This is a genomic window from Flavobacterium humi (assembly GCF_004745595.1).
Classification (GTDB): Bacteria; Bacteroidota; Bacteroidia; order Flavobacteriales; family Flavobacteriaceae; genus Flavobacterium; species Flavobacterium humi.
The window spans coordinates 98575-121768 of sequence record NZ_SRLH01000001.1 but is presented as its reverse complement, the minus strand read 5'-3'; the positions used below and the strand labels follow the sequence as shown (position 1 = coordinate 121768).

General features: G+C 40.6%; 20 protein-coding genes. 6 read left to right on the top strand and 14 right to left on the bottom strand.

Annotated elements, in window-relative coordinates; genetic code table 11:
* Window positions 1-8: 8 nt before the first annotated feature.
* From E4635_RS00480 to E4635_RS00455, 6 genes are read right to left on the bottom strand one after another with little or no spacing between them, the layout of a single operon-like run.
* A complete protein-coding gene (locus E4635_RS00480) occupies window positions 9-491 on the bottom strand; it encodes an ABC transporter ATPase (RefSeq protein WP_135524652.1) in 483 nt (160 codons plus the stop codon).
* Window positions 492-539: 48 nt separating this feature from the next.
* Window positions 540-1331: a (Fe-S)-binding protein gene (locus E4635_RS00475; RefSeq protein ID WP_135524651.1), complete on the bottom strand. Its 792-nt coding sequence runs from the start codon at window positions 1329-1331 to the stop codon at window positions 540-542.
* Window positions 1332-1377: 46 nt separating this feature from the next.
* Window positions 1378-1821, bottom strand: a complete 444-nt coding sequence (locus E4635_RS00470) for an LNS2 domain-containing protein (RefSeq protein ID WP_135524650.1) — start codon at window positions 1819-1821, stop codon at window positions 1378-1380.
* A 4-nt stretch (window positions 1822-1825) separates the two neighbouring features.
* Window positions 1826-3154, bottom strand: coding sequence for a (Fe-S)-binding protein (locus E4635_RS00465; RefSeq protein ID WP_135524649.1), 1329 nt, complete (start codon window positions 3152-3154; stop codon window positions 1826-1828).
* Between the two features lie 26 nt (window positions 3155-3180).
* Window positions 3181-4128, bottom strand: coding sequence for an MlaD family protein (locus E4635_RS00460; protein WP_135524648.1), 948 nt, complete (start codon window positions 4126-4128; stop codon window positions 3181-3183).
* A gap of 45 nt (window positions 4129-4173) precedes the next feature.
* Window positions 4174-5328: an N-acetylmuramoyl-L-alanine amidase family protein gene (locus E4635_RS00455; RefSeq protein ID WP_135524647.1), complete on the bottom strand. Its 1155-nt coding sequence runs from the start codon at window positions 5326-5328 to the stop codon at window positions 4174-4176.
* A gap of 80 nt (window positions 5329-5408) precedes the next feature.
* Here E4635_RS00455 and E4635_RS00450 point away from each other — a divergent pair, with 80 nt between their 5' ends.
* Both E4635_RS00450 and E4635_RS00445 read left to right on the top strand, forming a co-directional pair.
* A complete protein-coding gene (locus tag E4635_RS00450) occupies window positions 5409-8129 on the top strand; it encodes a putative LPS assembly protein LptD (protein WP_135524646.1) in 2721 nt (906 codons plus the stop codon).
* A gap of 38 nt (window positions 8130-8167) precedes the next feature.
* The gene (locus E4635_RS00445; RefSeq protein WP_135524645.1) at window positions 8168-8554 is read left to right on the top strand and encodes a RidA family protein; all 387 of its coding nucleotides are present in this window, start codon (window positions 8168-8170) and stop codon (window positions 8552-8554) included.
* A gap of 154 nt (window positions 8555-8708) precedes the next feature.
* On the opposite strand, the gene dnaK is transcribed toward E4635_RS00445, so the two are convergent.
* From dnaK to E4635_RS00420, 5 genes are all read right to left on the bottom strand, one after another.
* The gene (dnaK, locus tag E4635_RS00440; RefSeq protein WP_135524644.1) at window positions 8709-10589 is read right to left on the bottom strand and encodes a molecular chaperone DnaK; all 1881 of its coding nucleotides are present in this window, start codon (window positions 10587-10589) and stop codon (window positions 8709-8711) included.
* 233 nt (window positions 10590-10822) lie between these two features.
* Window positions 10823-13561 carry a M16 family metallopeptidase gene (locus E4635_RS00435; RefSeq protein WP_135524643.1) on the bottom strand — a complete coding sequence of 913 codons (2739 nt, stop codon included), beginning with the start codon at window positions 13559-13561 and terminating at the stop codon, window positions 10823-10825.
* A 60-nt stretch (window positions 13562-13621) separates the two neighbouring features.
* Entirely contained in the window at window positions 13622-14515 is an 894-nt protein-coding gene (locus E4635_RS00430; RefSeq protein WP_135524642.1) for an EamA family transporter, read from the bottom strand.
* Window positions 14516-14521: 6 nt separating this feature from the next.
* Window positions 14522-15778, bottom strand: a complete 1257-nt coding sequence (locus E4635_RS00425) for an NHL repeat-containing protein (RefSeq protein ID WP_135524641.1) — start codon at window positions 15776-15778, stop codon at window positions 14522-14524.
* Between the two features lie 85 nt (window positions 15779-15863).
* Entirely contained in the window at window positions 15864-17522 is a 1659-nt protein-coding gene (locus tag E4635_RS00420; protein WP_135524640.1) for an MFS transporter, read from the bottom strand.
* A gap of 177 nt (window positions 17523-17699) precedes the next feature.
* Between E4635_RS00420 and E4635_RS00415 the strand changes: the two genes are divergently transcribed.
* Window positions 17700-18650, top strand: coding sequence for a hypothetical protein (locus E4635_RS00415; RefSeq protein ID WP_135524639.1), 951 nt, complete (start codon window positions 17700-17702; stop codon window positions 18648-18650).
* Between the two features lie 3 nt (window positions 18651-18653).
* Here E4635_RS00415 and E4635_RS00410 read toward each other — a convergent pair whose 3' ends face one another.
* Together E4635_RS00410 and E4635_RS00405 are read right to left on the bottom strand one after the other, a co-directional pair.
* The gene (locus E4635_RS00410; protein ID WP_135525112.1) at window positions 18654-19208 is read right to left on the bottom strand and encodes a Smr/MutS family protein; all 555 of its coding nucleotides are present in this window, start codon (window positions 19206-19208) and stop codon (window positions 18654-18656) included.
* Entirely contained in the window at window positions 19208-19387 is a 180-nt protein-coding gene (locus E4635_RS00405) for a hypothetical protein (protein WP_135524638.1), read from the bottom strand. Before E4635_RS00405 ends, E4635_RS00410 begins: the two co-directional genes overlap by 1 nt.
* Before the next feature lie 81 nt (window positions 19388-19468).
* Here E4635_RS00405 and E4635_RS00400 point away from each other — a divergent pair, with 81 nt between their 5' ends.
* Complete coding sequence (locus E4635_RS00400; RefSeq protein ID WP_135524637.1) at window positions 19469-19753, top strand: DUF2752 domain-containing protein; 285 nt, start codon at window positions 19469-19471, stop codon at window positions 19751-19753.
* 16 nt (window positions 19754-19769) lie between these two features.
* Window positions 19770-20132 carry a CCC motif membrane protein gene (locus E4635_RS00395; protein ID WP_135524636.1) on the top strand — a complete coding sequence of 121 codons (363 nt, stop codon included), beginning with the start codon at window positions 19770-19772 and terminating at the stop codon, window positions 20130-20132.
* 56 nt (window positions 20133-20188) lie between these two features.
* Here E4635_RS00395 and rocD read toward each other — a convergent pair whose 3' ends face one another.
* Window positions 20189-21433 (bottom strand): ornithine--oxo-acid transaminase, encoded by a 1245-nt coding sequence (gene rocD, locus E4635_RS00390; protein WP_135524635.1) that lies wholly within the window; start codon window positions 21431-21433, stop codon window positions 20189-20191.
* Window positions 21434-21699: 266 nt separating this feature from the next.
* On the opposite strand from rocD, the gene E4635_RS00385 reads away from it, so the two are divergent.
* A complete protein-coding gene (locus E4635_RS00385; RefSeq protein WP_135524634.1) occupies window positions 21700-23148 on the top strand; it encodes an alkaline phosphatase PhoX in 1449 nt (482 codons plus the stop codon).
* Window positions 23149-23194: the final 46 nt, after the last annotated feature.

Genomic DNA, 23194 nt, shown 5'->3' with positions numbered 1-23194 from the left:
ATATTTTTTTAAAAGAAACGACTATGCCAGCTTTCTTCGGCCGGGATTTCCCACGCATCGTTGAACTCTTCGATAGTATTAACCAGGTTATTGAAAACGATGGTCGACCCGGAAACCGCTTTTTCCTTGGCCATTTTTTTGAATTCGATCAGGGTTTTGTGTGCGATGAACTCACCGTTCTTGAATGTCACATTCATTTTATCCAGCAAATCGACATTGTATTTTTTTTCCAAATCCTGGATGAACTGTACAGAACTGTCAATAGAACAACCTGTTGCGACCTGTACTTCCTGGTTTACGGCAAAAATGATGAACCGGTTGTATTTTATTAAATAAGACGCTTCCAAACCGGTTCCATGCGCAGACCAATTCGCTACGAAATCTTTTGTGGCAACCTCAATTTCAGAAATTTCCTCCTCTGAAAATTTACGGTTGGATTGGTAAATCCAAATTTTGGATTCTAAAGGTAATTCTTCAAAAGGAATATACATCTGGTGTTTTATTTTGCCTTTCAATTAAGGAAGACTATTATTTTTAAATTATAAATCCTGGGCGTTGGCAATTAATTCGGCTATATCCATCACTTTGACTTCCGCCTCTTTTTCTTTGTTTTTTACACCATCGGTAAGCATCGTATTGCAAAAAGGGCAGCCTGCCGCGATAATTTCAGGTTTTGTTTCCAGGGCATCCTCTGTCCTTTCCACATTGATTTCTTTGTTACCCGGCTCTGCGTCCTTGAACATTTGGGCGCCACCTGCACCGCAACACAATCCGTTGGCACGGGAACGTTTCATTTCCACCAATTCGGCATCCAGTTTCTGGATCAGGTCCCTTGGCGCTTCATAGATTTTATTGGCTCTTCCCAGATAACACGGGTCATGGAAGGTAATTCTTTTTCCTTTAAACTGCCCGCCTTCAATAGTCAGGCGCTGCGTATCCAGCAATGACTTCAGGAATTCGGTATGATGGACTACTTCATATTTTCCGCCCAGTTCCGGGTATTCGTTTTTTAGCGTATTAAAACAGTGCGGGCATGCCGTAACGATTTTTTTGGCTTCGTACGCATTGAGCACTTCAATATTCATCATGGCCTGCATCTGGAACAAAAATTCATTTCCGGCCCTTTTCGCAGGATCCCCTGTGCAGCCTTCTTCGGTTCCTAAAACAGCAAATTCAACATTTGCTCGGTTTAAAATACGTACAAATGCTTTGGTTATTTTTTTTGCCCTGTCATCAAAACTTCCGGAGCAACCCACCCAAAATAAAACTTCCGGTTGTTTGCCCTGAGCAAGCATTTCGGCCATTGTAGGCACCATTAAACTTTCTGACATGTTCTTATATGTTAAATTCGGTTATGCGGTTATTGTTTGATCAAAATTATTCCTGTTCGTCATCAAAGACTTGAATTGTTACTTCTTTATCTACCAAATCGGTAAATTTCCCTTTGTACCGGGTTGCTTTTACCAAATGATTGTCTATCCAGTGGTAGTTGCCTCCGCGCGGTTTGCCCATAATCATCCCATGGTATTTGAAACCGTGCTGTTTCAGCCATGTTTCGGTATAGGCCCGATGCTCTTCCGTCCTTGAGGTAAAAAAGAATATAATATGCCCTTCGTCATACCATTTATTCAATGTTTTCAAAGCATCCGGATACACCTGTGCTGTAAGCATCCTTTCAGGTTCTTCATTCGGGATATCATCACAGATCGTCCCGTCTATGTCTATCAGGTAATTTTTTACGCCTTCCGGCAACACAGGACTGATGGTTTGCCCGTTTTCTGAGGCAGCAACTAATTTCTTATCTAACTCTTCGGTAATCATCGTATTATTGTTCGTTTTTCCAGTTTAACCTGTCTTGTTGATTGTATTGCCAAGGCGCACTATTGTTTTCAATATTTGTCATCATGGCATTGAGTGACATCGGTGCGGCACTTTGTTCCATTACCAGGTAACGGCGCATATCCATAATAATGGACAACGGGCTGATGTTGACAGGGCATTCCTCCACGCACGCATTGCAGGAAGTACACGCCCAAAGTTCCTCCGGAGTGATATAATCGTTTAGCAATGATTTGCCGTCATCTACGAAAGTGCCTTTATTCAAATCTATATTATTCCCGACTTCCACCAAACGGTCACGGGTGTCCATCATGATTTTTCTTGGGGATAGTTTTTTACCGGTCTGGTTGGCAGGACACGAGGAAGTGCAACGGCCGCATTCGGTACAGGTATAAGCATTTAGCAGCTGTACCCAGTTTAAATCCTGAACATCAGAAGCCCCGAATTTAGCAGGGACAGCATCTGCATCAGGTGCCGGTGCAGCAAAAGGATCGGCGTTTGGATCCATCATCAGTTTTACTTCTTTGGTCACGCTTTCCAGGTTGTCAAATTTCCCTTCCGGATTCAAATCTGCAAAATAAGTATTCGGGAAAGCCAGTAAAATATGCAAGTGTTTCGAAAAATACAGGTAATTAAGGAACACCAAAATTCCACAAATATGCAACCACCAGGCGCCTCTTTCGATCAGCATCACAAGACTTTCGGACATGCCGTTAAAAAGCGGCTCGATAAATTGGGAAACCGGAAAAGCCCCTACTCTATGGTATTCGCCCACATTTAATAACTGTAAATGATAATCTGCAGCGTTCATCAGCAGGAATAAGGACATTAAAGCGACTTCGAAATATAAAATATAATTGGCGTCCGATTTTGGCCAGCCTTTCAAATCTGAATGGATGAATCTTTTGAGTTTGATGATATTCCTCCTGATCAGGAAAATGATCACCGAAACCAAAACCAAAAAGGCCAACACTTCAAAAGAACCGATCAGGACATCATAAAGTGCGCCTAAAAAAGAGAAAACCCTATGGGTACCGATCAATCCGTCGATCATGATCTCCAAAACCTCGATATTGATAATGACAAACCCAACATACACGAAAATATGCAGGATTCCGGCAACAGGGCGCTTGACCATTTTAGACTGCCCTAAAGCAATCATGGCCATGTTTTTCCAGCGTTCGGATGGCTTGTCGGAACGGTTGATATCTTTCCCTAGTTTGATATTCCGGATAATCTTTTTGACATTAATTGTAAAATATCCTACCCCTAAAACAAGGATAATAAAGAACAATATATTATCTAAATAACTCATATTTGTTGGTTTGTTTGAATGTTTGCTTATTTTTTATCTTGAGGTGCTATGTATGGTTTTTCTTTTTTTCCGAAAAACGAGACATTAACATATCGTGTAGGATGCAACCTGACATCCTGCAGTAACAATTCCAGCTCTTTTGATGCTTTTGACAAATTAGCATACATGGTTTCGTCTTTGAGCAATTTTCCCATCGTACCTTTCCCAGCCGATAAATCAGCCATTATTTTATTTACATTGGCCAATGTGTTTTCCAATGATTTAACGGTTTCCCCTAACTTTGCCTTCTCCAGGTCGTCTGATATTTTCGCGAAATTCTGTGTCGTTTTGTCCAGATTTGTCACGGCAGAACCTAATTTCTGTTTGTTTTCTATCAGGATCTGGTCAATGTTACCCGATACTTTGGTAAAATTGGCAAGAGTCTTATTTAATTCACCGATGGCGTTTTTCAGGTTCGCCTGTGTTTTAGTATCCAAAACAGAATTCACATTGGTCAAAAGAACATCGGCATTGGTCAAAACCTTATCCAATCTTTCCTGAAGCGGGGCCAGTTTTTCGCCCAAAGCATCAGTCAGACCCAATTTTATGCCCGAAACCAGCGTATCGCCATCGGCCACGACAGTCCTGTCTTTATAATTAGGGATGATGGCAATTTGTTTGCCTCCAATTGGGCCCGGCTCGTATATCTGGGCGACGCTCGTTTTGGAAATCGGGAAATCCTCTTCGTTAATCTGCAGTTCTACAACCAGTTTCCCGGTTTTGCCCAACTCGATCGAATTGACTTTTCCTATGATCTTCCCGCTTATGGTAATCGGAGCGGAGGCTGCCAACCCTTCAACATTGTCATATACAACAAATAATTTTTTATGGTTATTGAATAAATTCTGGCCTTTTAAAAAGCTATAGCCCCAAATAAATAATAAAATGGAACCAATGACCAGTATTGCGGTTTTAATTTCTCTAGTGATTTTCAAAATTATAGTATTTTAAACAAAATTAATAAATAAATCAGTAAGCGCTTATTGTTTTAAGGCTTCATTGAGTGTAATCTTCACTCCGTTCCTGAAGGCTACGATAAATGCAGAACCATATCCTTTGGTTTTAGCTTCCTGCAGCTGTTTTTTGGCCATTTCATAATCATTGCTCTGACCGTACATATACTTGAAATACCCTTTTTCGCTGACAAAGGAAATATTATCCAAACCATTGAAATTTACCGGTTTGGTTTCAATTTTGGAAGCGCTTGCTTTGATCTGGATCTTGTAAACCGCTTTGGTAGAATCTACGGCTTTGGTTTCTTTTATTTCAGATGGTTTCGGTTTTTCAGGCGTTGTTGGTTTGGGAGTTGAATCCTTTACGACCGGTTTTTCCGATTTTTTGATTTCAATAGTGGGCATGGAACCTCCGAAATGTTCCACTTTCATCCTGAAAATAGCATCTGCAATCGATTTGGCAACATTTTGCTGGCCTTCTTCCGAATTCAGGTAAGCCCCTTCATCTTTATTGGAAATAAAACCCGTTTCCACCAATACCCTTGGCATGAACGCTTTGTGCAAAACCATGAAAGGCGCCTGGTGGATCCCTCTCACTTTCCGGTTGAGTTTCTCTTCGAAATTTTCCTGGATCTTACTGGCCAGTTCAATGCTCTGCTCCAGGTTTTCCTCCTGTGCAATGGTCGCGCTTATCAGAGATTCCGGGGAATTAGGGTTGTAACCGGCATACTTTGTCTTATAATCGGCTTCGAGGGTAATTACGGCATTTTCCTTTTTTGCCACTTCAAGGCTTGAAGCGCTTTTGGAAAGTCCCATCACATACGTTTCCGCTCCGTAGGCTTCCTGGTTTTTATTGGCATTGCAATGGATCGATACGAATAAATTCGCATCTGCCCTGTTGGCAATGTTGGCTCTTTCGACCAAATCTACGAAAGTATCATTGTTACGGGTATACTGCACCTGGATATTCGGGTCCTGTTCCAGTATCTTCCCTACTTTAAGGACAATTGCCAAAGTGATGTTCTTTTCGACATATCCGTGGTACGTTGCCCCGAAATCATGGGCTCCGTGACCGGCATCCAGCGTAACTTTAAATTTGGAATTGGTTTGTGCTGAAAGACTTACAGCGGATATTAATGAAATTGTGAGGGCAAAATGTTTTAAATGGGATCTAAATTTCATACCTGATATTTTTTTATAGTGACCTAAAAGGTTATAATTTTACTAAATGCGTAATTTTTTTTCTAAAAATAGATGTAAGTTTGTCACTTCAAAAATTAAGCCATAATTTTACAAAAATAGTATTTATAGCGTTGCGTACAAACTTATTTCATATCGTTTTTTTACCTTTTTTATTAACTTTTGGATGCATTTCTTCATATTCACAAGAGCTGCCTAAAAAAAGGACCCCTTTAGCCGTTAAAAAACAGCAAGATAGCGTAAATATAGGTCTCAAAAACATAGCAAAAGCGAACGATACCGTAAAAAAAGACACCGTTGCAAAAAAGAAGCAATTGCTGGATGCCAATATAAAATATAAATCGAAGGAATACGCTACGATAAACCAAAAGAAAAAACAAATCACACTTAATAACGAGGCCGAGGTTTATTATAAGGATATTGAGCTCAAGGCCGGAATTATTGTGATCGATTATGAAAAAGACGAAGTCTACGCCGGAAGGCTGAAGGATTCGGCGGGTGTTTACACACAATACCCGGTTTTCAAGCAAGGTTCGAATACCGTGGAGCCGGATTCCATCCGTTTCAATTTTAAAACCAAAAAAGCCCTGATATGGAATTCCCGTACCGACCAGGGCGAAATGAAACTAAAAGGGGAAATCACCAAACGTGAAAACGATTCAGTGTATTTTATTAAAAATGCCCGTTTTACCACTTCCAAAAATATTGAAAACCCGGAGTATTATTTCCTGGCCCGCAAAATCAAGCTGGTTCCCGGCAAAAAAGTAGTGGCAGGCTTAACCAATATGGTCATTGCCGATGTCCCTACACCTATAGGAGTCCCATTTGCCTTTTTCCCCATGACGGAAGAAAGCACCTCCGGTATTATTATCCCTACCTTTGGCGATACGAATGCGCGGGGTTATTTTTTACAGAACGGAGGCTATTATTTTGCGTTAAACAAGCATTATGACCTGGCACTGCTCGGCGATTATTACACCAACGGAAGTTATGCGTTAAGGGCCGAAACCAATTATGCCAAGATTTATAAATTCAGGGGAAGTTTTAATTTCAGGTATGAAAACCTGATTGAAAACGAGCGCGGTTTGCCCGATTACCGCAAAAGCAGTATTTACAACATTCAATGGACGCATTCGCCTGATATCAAAGCTACTCCAAGCTCCAGGTTTTCAGCATCGGTCAATTTGGGAAGCCAGAAATATTACCAGAATTCGTTAAACCAATTGAACAGCGCCAATTTTTTAAATAACACGCTTCAATCCTCGATATCGTACGCCAAAACCTTCAATACCGTGCCACAGGTCAATATGTCCCTTACGGCATCGCACCAGCAAAATACCAATACCGGAGAAATCAACATGACTTTGCCAACATTGCAGGCGAGCGTGGCCCAGATTTTCCCGTTTGCACCCAAAGACGGTTCCAAAAAAGGGATTATCAAAAACATCAACTTCCAGTATAATTTAAGAGGTGAAAACAGGATTAACACTGTCGATTCTTTATTTTTCAAGCCACAGATGTTCCGGGATGCCAAAAACGGTTTGCAGCATTCGATCCCGATCAATACCAATTTTAAGATTTTCAAGCATTTCAGTGTTACCGCCGGCACCAACTATCAGGAAACCTGGTACCTGAAAACCATCGAGAAAAAATACAACACCACTACCAATACTGTGGAAAGCATTGATAAAAACGGATTTTCCGCTTTCAGGACTTATGATTTCAATTCCGGGATAGGAACTACGATTTATGGTACTTTCAACTTCAAAAAAGACAGCAGGATTCAAGCCATACGACATGTGATGACCCCAAGGATCGGGTATACATACACGCCAAGCTTCAAAAGATATTATGATGATTATGTGGCCGATGCCAATGGAACCATCAGAAGTTATACCCGTTTTGAAAATGGCATTTTCGGGGCTCCGGGACTGACATATTCCAACATCATGGGTTTCACGTTAGGCAACACCCTGGAAGCAAAAGTAAAAGACCGGGACTCTACAAAAACCGATCTCAAAAAAATAAAACTGCTCAACAGCTTGAATTTCAGCACCCGTTATAATTTATCAGCGGAAAAGGACCAACCGGCATGGGCTCCGTTGGATATCAGTGGTGGAACCAATATATTGAAGGACAAGATGAACATTAACTTCAATGCAACATTAGACCCTTATGCTATTGACAGCAAAGGGAAAACTGTCAACAAGTTCAATATTGACAACGGGGGAAGCCTATTCAGGATGACCAGGGCAAGCTTGACAGTCAACTACGCACTGACCAGTAAAAGGGAAGATACCAAAAAACAGGATTCCTTTAACAATCAGGGACTGAGGAACGGAGGCCGTGAAGATAACCTTTTCGGGACTACCACTGACTTTAGTGACCGCCGCGAAAGCCAATTTGACAAAGACAAAGAAGATGAGCCTTTTTCAGGATTCTTCAATGCCAAAATCCCTTGGGACCTTCGCCTGGCATATTCCCTGTCCTACACCAATGACAACAGGCAGAATAAGATCTCGCAAAGTTCTTTGATGTTCTCCGGAGATATTGACATTACCCCAAAATGGAAAGCCGGGATTTCTTCCGGATATGATTTTGTGCAAAACGGGGTAACTTATACCCAACTTCGATTTGAAAGGGATTTATTGAGCTGGCGCATGGATTTCAACTGGAACCCTTATGGTGACCGCGCCTCCTGGTATTTCTTCATCGGAATCAGTTCGTCGGTATTGAGCGATATCAAGTGGGATAAGAGAAATGTTCCGGACAGAAGGCTTTAAGTATCCGAAAATAACAATCCATAGTAATACAAAATATCATGAGTAAGAAAATCATTTTTACCGACAAGGCCCCTGCTCCTATCGGGCCATACAGCCAGGCAATCCTGATCAATGACACGACGTTATACACATCAGGACAGATTGCTTCCGATCCGGTAACCGGGGAATTAATTTTAGATTCCATCGAAGTGGAAACCGAACAGGTAATGCAAAACCTCAAAGCATTATTGGATGCAGCCGGCATGACTTTCGATAACGTAGTAAAAGCGACCATCTTCATTATGAACATGGGTGATTTTGCCCGCATCAATGCCGTGTACGGAAAATATTTTACAGAAGAAAGCGCTCCGGCCCGAGAAACGGTCCAGGTAGCTACTTTACCTAAAAATGTCAATATCGAAATTTCTGTGATCGCCGTACGATAATTTAAACTTATAATGCCATGACTGGCGTTATAGGACGTGGTACCTGACGTTTCGGACGTGGTTGGACACGTTTGGGCGATTGCTAAAGCATTTCACAATACTACATAAAAAAACCACGCTGTTTAGCGTGGTTTTCCATTCTTATAGGGAAAGATTATTTCACTTCTTCGAATTCTACATCCTGAGTGTTATCAGTAGCATCACCTTGTTGCGGTTGTGCAGCCTGACCTTGCTCTCCTTGTGCATACATGGCTTCAGTAGCTGTTTTCCATGCTGCATTGATGTTATCCAATCCTGTTTGAATTGCAGTCAAATCCTGAGATTGGTGTGCCATTCTTAATTCTGTCAAAGCATATTCGATAGCTGTTTTGTGCTCGTCAGATAATTTATCACCTAACTCTTTCAATTGGCTTTCTGTCTGGAAGATCATTCCGTCAGCTTCGTTCAGTTTTTCGATGCGCTCTCTGGCAACTTTATCAGCATCAGCATTTGCTTCAGCGTCTTTTTTCATTTTTTCGATTTCTTCAGCTGTCAATCCAGAAGAAGCTTCGATACGGATGTCATGCGATTTTCCAGTTCCTTTATCAGTAGCGGAAACCTTGATGATACCATTGGCATCGATATCAAAAGTCACCTCGATTTGCGGAACTCCTCTTGGTGCCGGCGGAATACCGTCTAAGTGGAAACGCCCGATTGTTTTATTGTCAGCAGCCATCGCTCTAGCTCCTTGCAATACATGGATTTCAACACTTGGCTGAGAATCTGCAGCAGTAGAGAATACTTGAGATTTTTTAGTTGGGATCGTAGTATTTGATTCGATAAGAGTTGTCATAACACCACCCATAGTTTCGATACCTAAAGATAAAGGCGTAACGTCAAGTAACAATACATCTTTTACATCTCCAGACAATACACCACCCTGGATAGCAGCTCCAATAGCCACAACCTCATCAGGATTAACTCCTTTTGATGCTTTTTTACCGAAGAATTTCTCTACTTCGTCAGCAATTCTTGGCATACGTGTAGAACCCCCTACAAGGATTACTTCGTCAATATCTGAAGTAGATAAACCTGCATCTTTCAACGCTTTGGCAACTGGTTCCATAGAACGTTTTACCAATGCATCAGACAATTGCTCGAATTTAGCTCTTGATAATTTTTTAACTAAGTGTTTTGGTCCTGAAGCCGTAGCCGTTACGTAAGGCAAGTTGATTTCAGTCTCTGCTGAAGAAGACAACTCGATTTTTGCTTTTTCAGCCGCTTCCTTGATTCTTTGCAATGACATCGGATCCAAACGAAGGTCGATTCCTTCTTCTGCTTTGAATTCATCTGCCAACCAGTCAATGATCGTTTGGTCAAAATCATCTCCACCCAAGTGAGTATCACCGTTTGTAGACAATACTTCGAATACGCCGTCTCCTAATTCAAGGATAGAGATATCGAAAGTACCACCACCTAAATCGTATACCGCGATTTTTTGGTCTGTACCTTTTTTATCCAAACCATACGCTAACGCAGCAGCAGTAGGCTCGTTGATGATACGCATTACTTTAAGTCCTGCAATTTCACCAGCTTCTTTCGTAGCCTGGCGCTGTGCATCGTTAAAGTATGCAGGAACAGTGATAACCGCTTCCGTAACTGTCTGACCTAAATAGTCTTCAGCTGTTTTTTTCATTTTTTGAAGTGTCATTGCTGACAATTCCTGTGCCGTGTATAAACGGCCGTCAATATCCACACGTGGTGTGTTGTTGTCTCCTTTTACCACAGAATATGGTACTCTTTTTGCTTCACCAGTAGTTTCAGAAAAAGTATGTCCCATAAAACGTTTGATAGAAGCAATCGTTTTCGTAGGGTTAGTTACTGCCTGTCTTTTGGCAGGGTCACCCACTTTGATTTCGCCACCTTCCACAAATGCAATGATAGATGGTGTTGTTCTTTTTCCTTCTGAATTAGGGATTACTACCGCTTCGTTTCCTTCCATTACAGAAACACAAGAGTTCGTCGTACCTAAGTCAATTCCGATTATTTTACCCATTTTTTTATTATATTTAGTTTTAGTATAATCATTTTAATAACTCGTAGTCGATAAGTCAATCATTGTGCCAATACTGCTGACAGCTATAAATTGTCAGTTTTTTATTTTTTTGGCTTTATTTTTATGACAAGGTGTCATTTTTAAAAGTCATGTTGTGTCTGGCAGAAATACAAAATCCAAAAAAAATGCGTCGGAAAACCAACGCATTTTTTCAGTATTACAAAGGGGTAGCACTATTTTTTGGCAAAATCCCCAGCATAGATAAAAATTACCTTATCTAATGACACATATTTTTTAATGACATTGTTTATTTGATCCGCAGTCAATTGGTCCACTTTTGCTTCTAACGTTTCAAAGTCTTCTAATGGAGTGCCGTAATTAAGTTTGGTATTGATTAGGTACAATAGGTAACTGTCAAGGCCAAGGCTTGTTTTTCTTTCATTTTTCCAGCTCACAATCGCCGTTTTCAACTCCTCAGCAGTGAAACCGTTTGTAGTAACTACTTTTTTGATTTCATCCGCCAGGGCATCTTCTACCTTTCCAACTTTGGTCGGATTAAAGAATGCATAGAATCCTAAAGAGGCAACCTCGTTATCTGTAGGAATGTTGAGATAAGATCCTGCTCCATAGGAAATCCCTTCTTTTTCACGCAAACGGATTGGGATCCTGGATGTTAAAAAACCACCGCTTCCAAGCATTTCATTGGCCATGACCATTGCCGGGTAATCTGCGTTCTTAACATTCATAGTAAAGCTGATTTTTCCCGCAACAGCAGCATTCTCCTTGTCTGGGGTATTGATTTTATCATTCGATTTTGAGGTTTCAAAATAAACCGGCTGTACTTTTTCATACACGGATTTTGAATTCCAGCTTCCAAATGTCTTGGCCACAAGATTGGTCGCTTCCGAACCATCCAGGTTTCCGATAAGGGTTCCGATTCCATTGTTAGCCCCTAAAATCGTTTTGTAAAAATCAACTAATTGTTCTCTTTTAATTTTGTTTAGAGAAGCAATTTTTTCCTCCGGAGACGCACTATAAAAAATATGGTCATTTGCATATTTATTCGATCTTCTGTCAATTTCATCGAAAGCAACACTTTGAGGGTCATTTTTATTAGCCTCGATGTTTGTTTTTTCCTCAGTAATCAACTTTATCATTTCTGATTCCGGGAAAACCGAATTGGTCAATAAATCCTGGAGCAAATCAAAAGTAGGTACCGCAAATTCTTCGTAAGTAGTAAGGCGAACCGATAAGGTCTGTCCGTAAAAAAAGAAAGAGATGTCCGACTTCATTTTGTCTAAAGCATCCTGGATTTGTTCTTTAGATTTAGTGGTAGTACCGGCTTTAAGCATACCTGCGACAATATACCCTACCTCAGATTTGTTTTTTAAATCGGTAGCATTCCCTACCGGAAACTTGAAATCAGCCATTACTTTCTTGCCTTTGACCGGTTTTTTTAACACCGCATACTTCAAACCGCTTGATAATTTATATTCGATTAGATTATTTTTAATATTTGTAATAGAGCTTTCAAAAGTTTCGGTATCCTCTACTGTTGCTTTTCCCTTATAAGACTGCGTTAAAGCGGCTATATTGTCATCTGACACTTCAACCGGTTTTACCCTTTCTTCTTCTTTTGTAGGTATAAAAACGCCATAAGTACGGTTGTTGGTAAGGAAATATTTTTTGGCAACTTGATTTATATCTTCTAAAGTAAGCTTTTCGACAGCATCCCTATAAAGAAACCATAAGCGGTAATCGCCGGCACCGATAATTTCAGTAAGTGAAATTGTCAGGTTGATCGTATTGTTCTTAGTATTGTCAATATATTTCAAGAGTTTGGACTTGGCCCTGTCAACATCTGTTTGTGTAAAAGTTTTATTTTTAATATTATCCAACTCTGATAAAAATATTTTTTTGGCCTCATCCAGGCTTTTATCCTTGGGAACATTTACAGTAAACGACAAGTAGCTAGCATCTCTTACGTTGGGTTGGTAAGCGTATAGGCTTGAGGCTTTTTGTGTTTCTACCAAAGCCTTGTAAAGGTAACCGGACGGATCGGAAGTTAAGATTTCCGTAAGCGCATCGATGGCCGCAAAATCCTTATGGGCATATGGGATAGTATGGTAAATGGCGCCTATGGTTTGCACATCGCCACTTCGTTTCAATTCTACGAAACGTTCTCCGTCCTGAGCTGGTTCCACGGTATAGGTTTTTTCCAATACACGGGCTGGTTTTTTAATTCCGGCAAAATATTTTCCAATATATTCCAGGGCTTTCTCCGTATCGAACTTCCCGCCAATGAGTAATGTCGCATTGTCCGGCTGGTAGTATTTTTCATAAAAAACACGCAATGTTTTGGCTTTAACCCTTTCGATATCTTCTTTGGAACCAATGGTACTGTTTCCGTAATTGTGCCATAAAAATGCTGTAGAAACCAATCGTTCCAATAAAACCGATTGCGGATTGTTTTCTCCTATTTCAAACTCGTTCCTAACCACTGAAAATTCCTTATCCAGATCTTCTTGTAAAATAGTTGCGTTGATCATCCTGTCGGCCTCCATTTCTAAACTCCATTTGAGGTTTTCATCCGAAGAAGGGAAAATCTCATAGTAATTTGTCCTATCCAACCAAGTGGTACCATTCGCATTTCCTCCTTTTGAAGACAACATTTTTTTGATGTCGCCTAATTTTTTTGTGCTTTTAAACAGCATGTGCTCCAGCAAGTGTGCCATTCCTTTCTCACCATAGCCTTCGTGGCGCGAACCCACGTTATAGATGATATTTACCACCATATTGCTTTGGCTGGCGTCTGGTATCAAAAGTACTTTCATGCCATTTTTCAAACTATATTCCTTCATGCCTTCAATAGAAGAAATGAAAATTGGTTTTTCAGCAATGACCGCTTGTTTTTTTTGAGCTACTACTTGCACTCCAATTAGAAGCGATAATAGTATAAGTTGTTTTCTCATTTGTATTTTTTTTCTTGAATAAGACGTAAATTTAGTTTTTTAATTAAGAAGAGAAAATTCTTACTTAATTTTTTTACTCTTAAAGAAGTGCTTTTCATTAAAAACAATCACGGAAATAAGAATCAAAGAATAGGAGATAATTTGTGCCTGGTTGATTTCTTCGTGGAAATAAAAAATCGCCAACAGGAAGTTAATCAACGGATTGGTATACATCAGAATCCCAACAGCAGAAGAATTCATGCCTTTTAAAGCATATAAGTTCAAGAATAGCGGAATAATGGTAAATAGCACCACAATCACGATCAATAAAATATAAAACAAAGGCTCTGCCGGGGTTTCTCCTCTGTAAAAAGGGAAGAAAGGCAAAATAACAAGCGAGGCAATCACCAATTGAACGGTAAGCACAACAAAACGGTCAAACTGGTTGTTTTTCCTCTGGCTCACTAAATACAGGGCAAAGGTAAATGCAATGACCAGGCTATAAAAAAGCCCTGTCAAATCGCCATAAGACAGGATCCCGCAACTGATCAGGCACAAAACTACCGAAAACCATTGCCATTGGCTTAGCTTTTCTTTCAAAATAAAAAAAGCAAGGATGGTGGTCAGGATGGGACAAATCAGGTAGGCAAACGAAGCCGATTTCAAACTCACATGGTTCACCGCATAAATAAAAAGGAACCAATTGAATATCAACAAGAAACCACCAAGTACAGTTAAGAAAAAAGTCTTGAATTTTACCTTCTTTTCCAAATCATTAAAAACCCTCAAGTCACTTTTAAGCTTTTCTTTCCTGAAAAACAAATTGATCGCCAGCAATAAAACCGTCCCGTAAAAAACGCGGTAAAAAAGAATGTCTAAAGAAGGATACTCATGCAATGGCTTTAGCGCCAGGCTGAAAAACCCCCAAATAAAAAAAGAAGAAAAGGCAGATATGTAATATTTATTGATTTGCATAAAATGTTATTCCGTTAAGGTGTTGGTGTATAAGACTGGGTTTGAAAATTGGGTCAGATCGAGGTCAAAATCCTTGTTATAGGCTTTCCATGGCGCATTCGCGAAAAAATAAAGCTTTCCGTTTGAAAGGGTCCCCAAAGCCGGTTCATCAAATTCCGGGCGGTTATGGTCCAAAGCTACCGAAGCTATAATCTCATTGTCCCGGAGCGAATACCGCATAATCCTGATGGGTTTCACTCCGTTATGGATGGCAATTAAACTGTTTTTATACCAAAGCAATCCATCGATGCCTTTGACAGTGTTGGATTCGGGGAATTGCAACCAGTTCCTTCCTTCCGGGTTTGACATCCGAATACTTAAAATCCCTTTCATGTAATCGGCAATGAACAGCTGTGATTCTCCTTCGTTAAAAGTTAATCCCTGAAGGTTAAACGCTTCTTTTTTCAAATCGAGCCACATAGAGATTGTATCGCCCGAAATTTTAAAAATAATGGCTTCTCCACTATCTGAAATATAAACATCCCCATTCTTTGCCACCACTAAATCCCCCAACACATGATTGCCTTGCAATGGGAAACGTTTTACTATTTTTTTGGTTTTGATGTCAATCTTTATGATTTCGGATTTTCCTTCAAACCCTTTGTTATACCCTTTCATTTCCGGCATAGCCGAAGTACAGGCCCATAAAAATTTCTCTTTTTTATCGGCTTTTACGGCAAAAACCGAAAGCAGGTCCGGGCTTGCAAACCAATCTTGGCACGCTCCGGTGTGTATGTCAAATGAAACGATTTTCCTGTTCCGGATACTGGTAACGAGCCATGTCTTTGAATTTTTCAAATACAACAAACCTTCCGGATGCAATTCTTTTTCTGATAAAACCACTTGCTTTTCAGAAGTGGCAACCGGTATTTCGAGTGCCGATTTCAATGCAACAATTTCAGCATAGCCGTCTGTTTTTTTTAGGGAAGAGAGATCGTTTTCGGCTTCAAAATTAAGGGCGTGGTTCATTAAAACGCATTGCTTCAAAACAGATAGGGCTTCGTTTGGCTTTTCATTCAAGGCATACGCACACGCTAAATTATAAGTATAGGTAGGATGCGAAGGCCGAATACTGTCAAGCTTTTGAGTCAGTTTTAAAAATTTCCCGAAGTCTTTATCCTGATATGCCCGGATACTCAAATTGTACATTTCCTTTTGGGATTGTGCTAAAGAAAGGCTGAAAACCAGGCAGAAAAACACATTTTTGATGCAGTTGAATTTCATAGGGTGAGGGTAAAAAAAATTCGGAGTAAAAGTACTAAATTACCTTTCTCCGAATTCTTTCATTAATATATATTTAAGATTTTTCTTAATGGCTTCCTTCTGTTTCTATGACATCCACATCAATGTTTTGTTTTTTCAGGATTCCTTTGACCAATACGGCAAACAAAGTCAGGTAACCAAAGCAAACCACAGCGACAATATACGATTGATGGATTCCGATGATATCTGATAATTTGCCCTGGATTGGCGGTATGATCCCACCTCCTAAAATCATCATGATCAGAAACGCAGAGCCTTGTGACGTATATTTCCCCAATCCGATAATGGACAAACTGAAAATGGCAGGCCACATGATACTACAGGCCAAACCTCCCGCCAAGAAAGCATATATCCCAACTGTCCCGCTGGAAGACAAACCAATTAGCATGGCTATAATCCCGAAGCTTCCGAAAATCATCAATGTCCTGGCCGGCTTGTCTTTACTTAAAAAGAAGGCACCTATTTGAGCCAATACACAAACCACGTAGTAATACAACGGTTTCATATCTTTCCCTGAAATAATATTAACGCTCAGGATAACGCCGAAAGCGATTAATGGGACGATAATCAAGGCTATTGTTTTTTTAGCACCGCTTAAGTTAAAAGCACTTATGGCACCGGCCCAGCGGCCAATCATCAAACTTCCCCAATACATCGAAATATAAGGCGCGATATCGGACGAAGCCAAACTGCCGAATTCCGGTAATTTCAACAACTCCCCTAAATTGCTTCCTATAGCAACTTCTACACCAACGTAGGTAAAAATGGCCAGCATCCCCAAAACCAGCTGTGGGTATTGCATGGCACCCCAACCTTCAGATTTTTTTTGCGCGGATACATAGGAGAAAAATATCCCTCCCAAAACCACAAATAAAGCCAAAACCAAAAAACGGATCCTGTAGGATTCCAGATCTGCCAGAGCTTGCTCGTTTAAAATAGTGACATCTATTTGGTATGATTTGAAAATCGGAACAAAGCACGCTCCTAAAAGAACGGTCATCGCAACCAGTGTCATCAGGGCCTTATTGGCTTTTTCCATAGGCTCGATAGCGATTCCTGCGGGTACTTTTTTAGAGAAATAAAACAATGCGGCTGAAGCGATAAAGAGCAAACCAACGCCGGTATACAGTATCACGACTTTACTCAATTCCAGGCTTTTTATCTGTTCTTCCGATACGGAAGTAGCTGCGCCAAATAAAGCCAATGCTACAATAATCGGCCCAATAGTAGTCCCGAAGGAGTTGATCCCTCCGCCAAGGTTCACACGGCTGGCCCCAGTTTTTGGGTTTCCTAATAAAATGGCAAAAGGGTTTGCAGCCGTCTGTTGCAAGGAAAAACCCAAGGCTACGATAAACAAACCGACCAACATTCCTGCATATAGGTTCGCCTCTACGGCAATAATCATGGCTCCCGCTCCCAAGGCTGAAAACAACAGCCCGTAGACAATGCTTTTCTTGTATCCCCATTTTCCAACAATATCTTTCCCGCTCAAGTCACTAAGGGCAAAAAGCAAAAGCGCACCGATGTAATAGGCCGTATAAAAAGCAAAATCCACCAGCTGGGACTGGAATTGGTCTAACGAAAAATAACTTTTGCAGAAAGGAATAAAAATACTGTTCCCTGCGGCAATAAATCCCCAAAAAAAGAACACCGTAATCAGGGTGTAAAGTGCAGGGTAATTGGTTTTGTTGGTTTCGGAAATCATAAATTTAGAATGTTTGGTTTAGTTTAGTTGCCCAAACTTACATATTTTTTTTCAAAAAAACATCCAGGCGGGCCATTGAAGAAAAATCAGGGTAAGGGCGTTTAAATTTCATTAAATTGGCCGGCAAAACTTTTATTAGAATTTAAAAATAGTATTTTTGTTTAAAATTTGATTGATATGAAATATTTCCTGGTACTATTGATAAGCGTTTTAGCAGTAACCGGCTGTGATAATGGTGATGTCATTGTAGAAACATTCAACTTTGAAAATGTTACTATCCAAAAATGTACCGATTCCAATGTTTTATACAAAATAAATGCCCAGGAAGCCCTGGTCCTTACTACTCCCGACACTAATTTCGAGAACACAGTAACCCCTGCCAATATGCCAAGGGTCATCACAATTACAGGTACAACTTCCATCAAATACAGGAAATACAGCGGAACAGCCACGACTGCCACTATCTGCGGAACACCAACTTTAACCGTCCTGGAAGAATGGGAAGCTATCGGAGGGACAGTTGAAATCACGACTACGCAGGTTTTCGGTACAGACGGGACTACCGTTATCGCCTACAACCACAATATCGTATTTAAAAACGTTACTTTCAATACTCCTGACAAACAGGTGGTGTATGATTCTTATGAATTCGGGAATTACAGGACGGATGTCGTGAACCTGAACTTTGATTATGATTCGGCGACTACTCAAAATTGTACCGGTAATACTCTTATTTTCAAATACAATAACAATAATGCCTTACTACTCGAAGTGGATCAAAGTTTATTTGCAAATGCAGCAACACCGGTTGGTTCCCCAAGGACAGCTTTAATCAACACTACGACCAATAAAGTGGTGTACAGGGTATATACCGGAGCACTGAATGCGAACTATTTCTGTGCTGCCATAACACCGGCAACACCTACCTTAACCGAAGAATGGATCGCTGAAGACGGAATCGCCGCAACCAGCGGAATCATAACGGTTGACACGGAAACGACAATAGACCCGAATGTATTCAAACACACCATAAAACTGTATAAAACCACTTTCAGGAAAGGCATTTACAGATACAGCCCGGCTCCGGAAGGATCTTATACTTTCGGTATATATTATACTCATTTATAGGAATCAGTTGTTCTTTTTCTGGATGAAATAGACTTCTGTGGCGCCCAATCCGTACTTTTGGTAATTCGCATCCTGGAAGGTTATATTTTCGTAACGGCCTAACAGGAAATCCAGTTCTGCTTTGAGTACGCCTTCTCCCACTCCGTGGATGAAAACCACTTTTGGAATCCTGTTTTTCTGGGCAAAATCCATTTGGCGCTTTACCGTTTCGGTCTGGATGTTCAGGATGTCGTAATTGCTCATCCCTCTTTTGTTGGGCACGAGTTTTTCGATATGCAGGTCTATTTCCAGGACAAATTCCTCTTTCCTGGATTTCTTTTCCTTTACGAAACTTCTTGGTTTCGGGATTTCTTTTTCTTTGGCCACGCCCGAAAAATTCGTTTTGGCAATATCGTTCAAAAAATCCTTCGACGATTCGGTCAGGATCAATTCCGAAGCATTGAAATCCAATTCGAAGCCATCTTCGGTTTCCACCGTGACTGTCTTTCCATTAACTTTGGACACTATTCCGTTTATGGCATCATCGAGCACAGAAACCTTATCTCCTTTTACAAACATCATTCTTCGTTTTCCTCGTTTTTACTTGGTGTTTTGGCACTTAAGCGCATCATTCCATAAAAAAACAAAATGACACCGATAACACGGATCCAGATATTAGGAGCCGGTTTTGTCTGTTCCCAAAGCAATACTACCGCTATAACAATCATAGCGATGATATACCTGTTTTTAACTTTCATTGTTTTATAGATTTGTACCAAAAATAGAAACTTTGAATTGTTTTCATTTGAAAAAAACATTATTTTTTGTAAAATTGCTATATGAAGATCGAAGACTATATGATTCCCTGCCTCAACAAACAGCTTTTTGGTATTGATTGTTTGGGCTGTGGCACGCAAAGAGCGTTACTCCTGGTCCTGAAAGGGGAATTTGCGGCGGCTTTCCATATGTTTCCGGCTATTTACACTCTGATCGCTTTCTTTGCCGTTACCGGCCTCCATTTTGTCGACAAATCCAGGAATTACCATAAAATCATGGTATCGCTGGCTATCGTAAATGCTGTTATCATGATTATTTCCTATATTTATAAACAAACTCACATTTAACCAAACACAAATTTTCATGGATCAAAACAATTTTTCAACTTTTGAGAACCAATCCCAAAAACTGCCTAATGCGACAGTTGTGCTCGTCATGGGAATCGTATCAATCCTTTCCTGCTGTTGTTACGGGATCATAAGCGTTCTCCTGGGCGTTGTCGGGCTTTACCTGGCCAAAAAAGACACGCAGCTTTATAATGAAAACCCAAACTGGTACAGCAATTACAACAATATAAAAACCGGTAAAATCCTGTGTATTATCGGGATTGTTTTAGGCGCCATTTACTTGATCTTCATGCTTTTCATCATTGCCGCCGTAGGTATGGATGCTTTACAAGATCCTGCTTTGATGGAACAGAGAATGAGGGAATTGATGGGACAATAACTCCCTGCCGTCATAAAAAAATCCGTCTTGTTTAACGAGACGGATTTTTTATTTTCTTATTTTTCAAAGGCTTTCAAAGTCTTGATAATGATCGAGACACAGTCCAGCAATTGTTCTTCGTTCATGACCAAAGGCGGTGCAAAACGAATGATATTGCCATGTGTCGGTTTTGCCAGCAATCCGTTGTCACGCAATGACATACAAATATTCCAGGCGGTATCGCTTTCTTCCGTATCGTTGATTACTATTGCATTTAACAAACCTTTACCGCGGACCAAAGTAGCGATCGTTGAAGTCTGGATGTATTTATCCAATTCCGAACGGAAAAGGATTCCCAGTTTTTCTGCGTTTTCCGCCAGTTTTTCATCTGCAACCACTTCCAGGGCGGCAATGGCAACAGCTGCTGCAATCGGGTTTCCACCAAAGGTAGATCCGTGTTGGCCGGGCTTTATCACATTCATAATGGCATCGTTTGCCAAAACTGCCGAAACAGGATAAGCTCCTCCAGATAATGCTTTCCCAAGGATTAAAATATCCGGCTGTACATTTTCATGCTGTACGGCCAGTAATTTTCCGGTACGGGCAATCCCTGTTTGCACTTCGTCAGCAATAAACAACACGTTGTTTGCCTCGCAAAGCGCTTTGGCTTTTGCCAGATAACCTTCGGATGGCACATATACACCGGCTTCTCCCTGAATAGGCTCCACAAGGAAACCAGCTATATTTTTGGAAGAAGTAATCGCTTTTTCAAGAGCCTCAATATCATCATAGGCGATTTTGATAAAACCTGCCGTATAAGGGCCAAAATTTTTACGGGCGTTCTCATCGTTTGAAAAAGAGATGATCGTGGTTGTCCTTCCATGGAAATTTCCGTCACACACAATAATCTGTGCCTGGTTTTCATCGATTCCTTTTTTCTCATAAGCCCATTTCCTGCATAGTTTCAGGGCGGTTTCCACAGCTTCGGCGCCGGTATTCATAGGCAAAACCTTATCGAAACCGAAATATTTGGTTACAAATTCCTCGTATACTCCTAATTTATCATTGTAAAAAGCGCGGGAAGTAAGTGTTAATGTCTGAGCCTGTTCCATCATTGCCCCAACAATCTTCGGATGGCAATGTCCTTGGTTCACTGCCGAATAAGCCGACAGGAAATCATAATATTTTTTTCCTTCCACATCCCATACATATACCCCTTCACCCCTGCTCAAAACCACAGGTAGCGGGTGGTAATTATGCGCTCCATACTTATTTTCCAAAGCAATCGCTTCAGCTGAACTCATTTTTTCTAATACTGACATTCTTGAGCATTTTAAATTTAAACAAAATCTATCGTAATGATGCGCAAGATAATGATTCTATGTGTAAACGGGAAATATTACCGGAATTAGTTTCTCTCTTTATAAAGCGGCCGCAGAGGCAAAAACCCAAATAACATTTTTCTAACATTGGTTTAACTTATACACCTTTTCTTATAATTAATCATAACAATTATAAAATATTTCCGCTCTTTTAGGATAACATGAAGTCTTTAAGTTTGCCCTTATTTAATCAAACAAACAATACAATGAAAATTACAAACAGCATTTTAAGCATTGCCATGATTTCTGCCATGATTTCCTGCAATTCCGATGACAACGCTTCCAATAATGAGGAAGGCAACCCTGTCGAATTGAAAAACTATTCCGTGACACCGGCCTTTATCAAGCCTATGACCGGTTTTACTTCTCTTCAGACTTTTGCCTTGTTTTCAAGTGAGGACACTTTTACAGAAAGCCCTGGGTATGTTTTTGGAGGTTCTGCTGATGGATCGGGATTATTCAGGAACAACGACGGTACTTTTACATTCTTGGTAAATAATGAAGATAATTTTGCGGTTTCCAAAATCAAATTCAATAAAAACTTCAAACCGGTAGCCGGGGAATATATTTTGAATTCGAACGGATCCGGGAACAGGTTGTGTTCTGCTACACTAGTAACTCCTGAAATCCACGGGTTTGGGCCAATTTTCCTAACAGCCGGGGAAAGCAGCAGCGAATCTCAGGTAATGGGCCTTACACCTTACGATACAAAAGCCAACAACAGCACGCCAAGGCCAATTACAGGTTTTGGAAGATGGAGCGCGGAAAATGCCGTACCATTGCCAAAACAAGCTTTCCCAGGGCAAACAGTTGTGCTATTAGGTGATGACGATTCCGGAACCTACGGAGGACAATTAGTATTGTATAAAAGCACACTTGGTGACCTAAACAACGGAAAAGTATACGCAATCAAAAGAACTGATGGCGTAAGCAACGAAAGGACCATGACGGAAAACACCACTTATCCGGTGCAGTTCGTAGAAATCACAGATGCGAAAACAAATACGGGAATGCAGAACAACCAAGCGGCCCAGGCAGCAAACGCTATTGTTTTCGGACGTGTGGAAGATATCGATTACAGAAAAGAAAGCGGCAAAGAAAGAGAAGTCTATTTTAACGTTACCGGTCAGGACAATTCAGGGCCTAATGCCGATAATTCAAGATCAAAATACGGCCGTGTTTACAAATTGGAACTTGATGCGAACAATCCGTTAAGCGGGCAACTGACATTGGTTTTGGATGGTGACAACAGAACCGGGAAAGCCAAACAATTCCAAAACGTGGATAACATCTGCGTGACCAAAAATTATGTATACCTTCAGGAAGATTCCAACGGATATGGAGACGAAACCCACGATGCTTACATCTACCAATACAATATCGCTACCAAAGAACTAAAAGTAGTATTTGAATTAGACCACAGGCGCAGCGAGCCAGGAAACAAATATTTAAGCTCCGGTTCTGTATTCGGTTCCTGGGAATATGGCGCTTTGATCGATGTTTCCGAGACCATCGGCATTCCGGACACTTTCATGCTGTCTATCCAGTCGCATTCCTGGAAAACCGATGCTTTCAAAGGCGTTGACGGCGGTACGGTACGTCCTAACGAAAACCAGGGAAGCCAGGTGATACTAATCAAAGGCTTACCAAGATAATTCCAACAAAATTCTTAAATTCAACTAATTAGGAATGTGAGTTTTT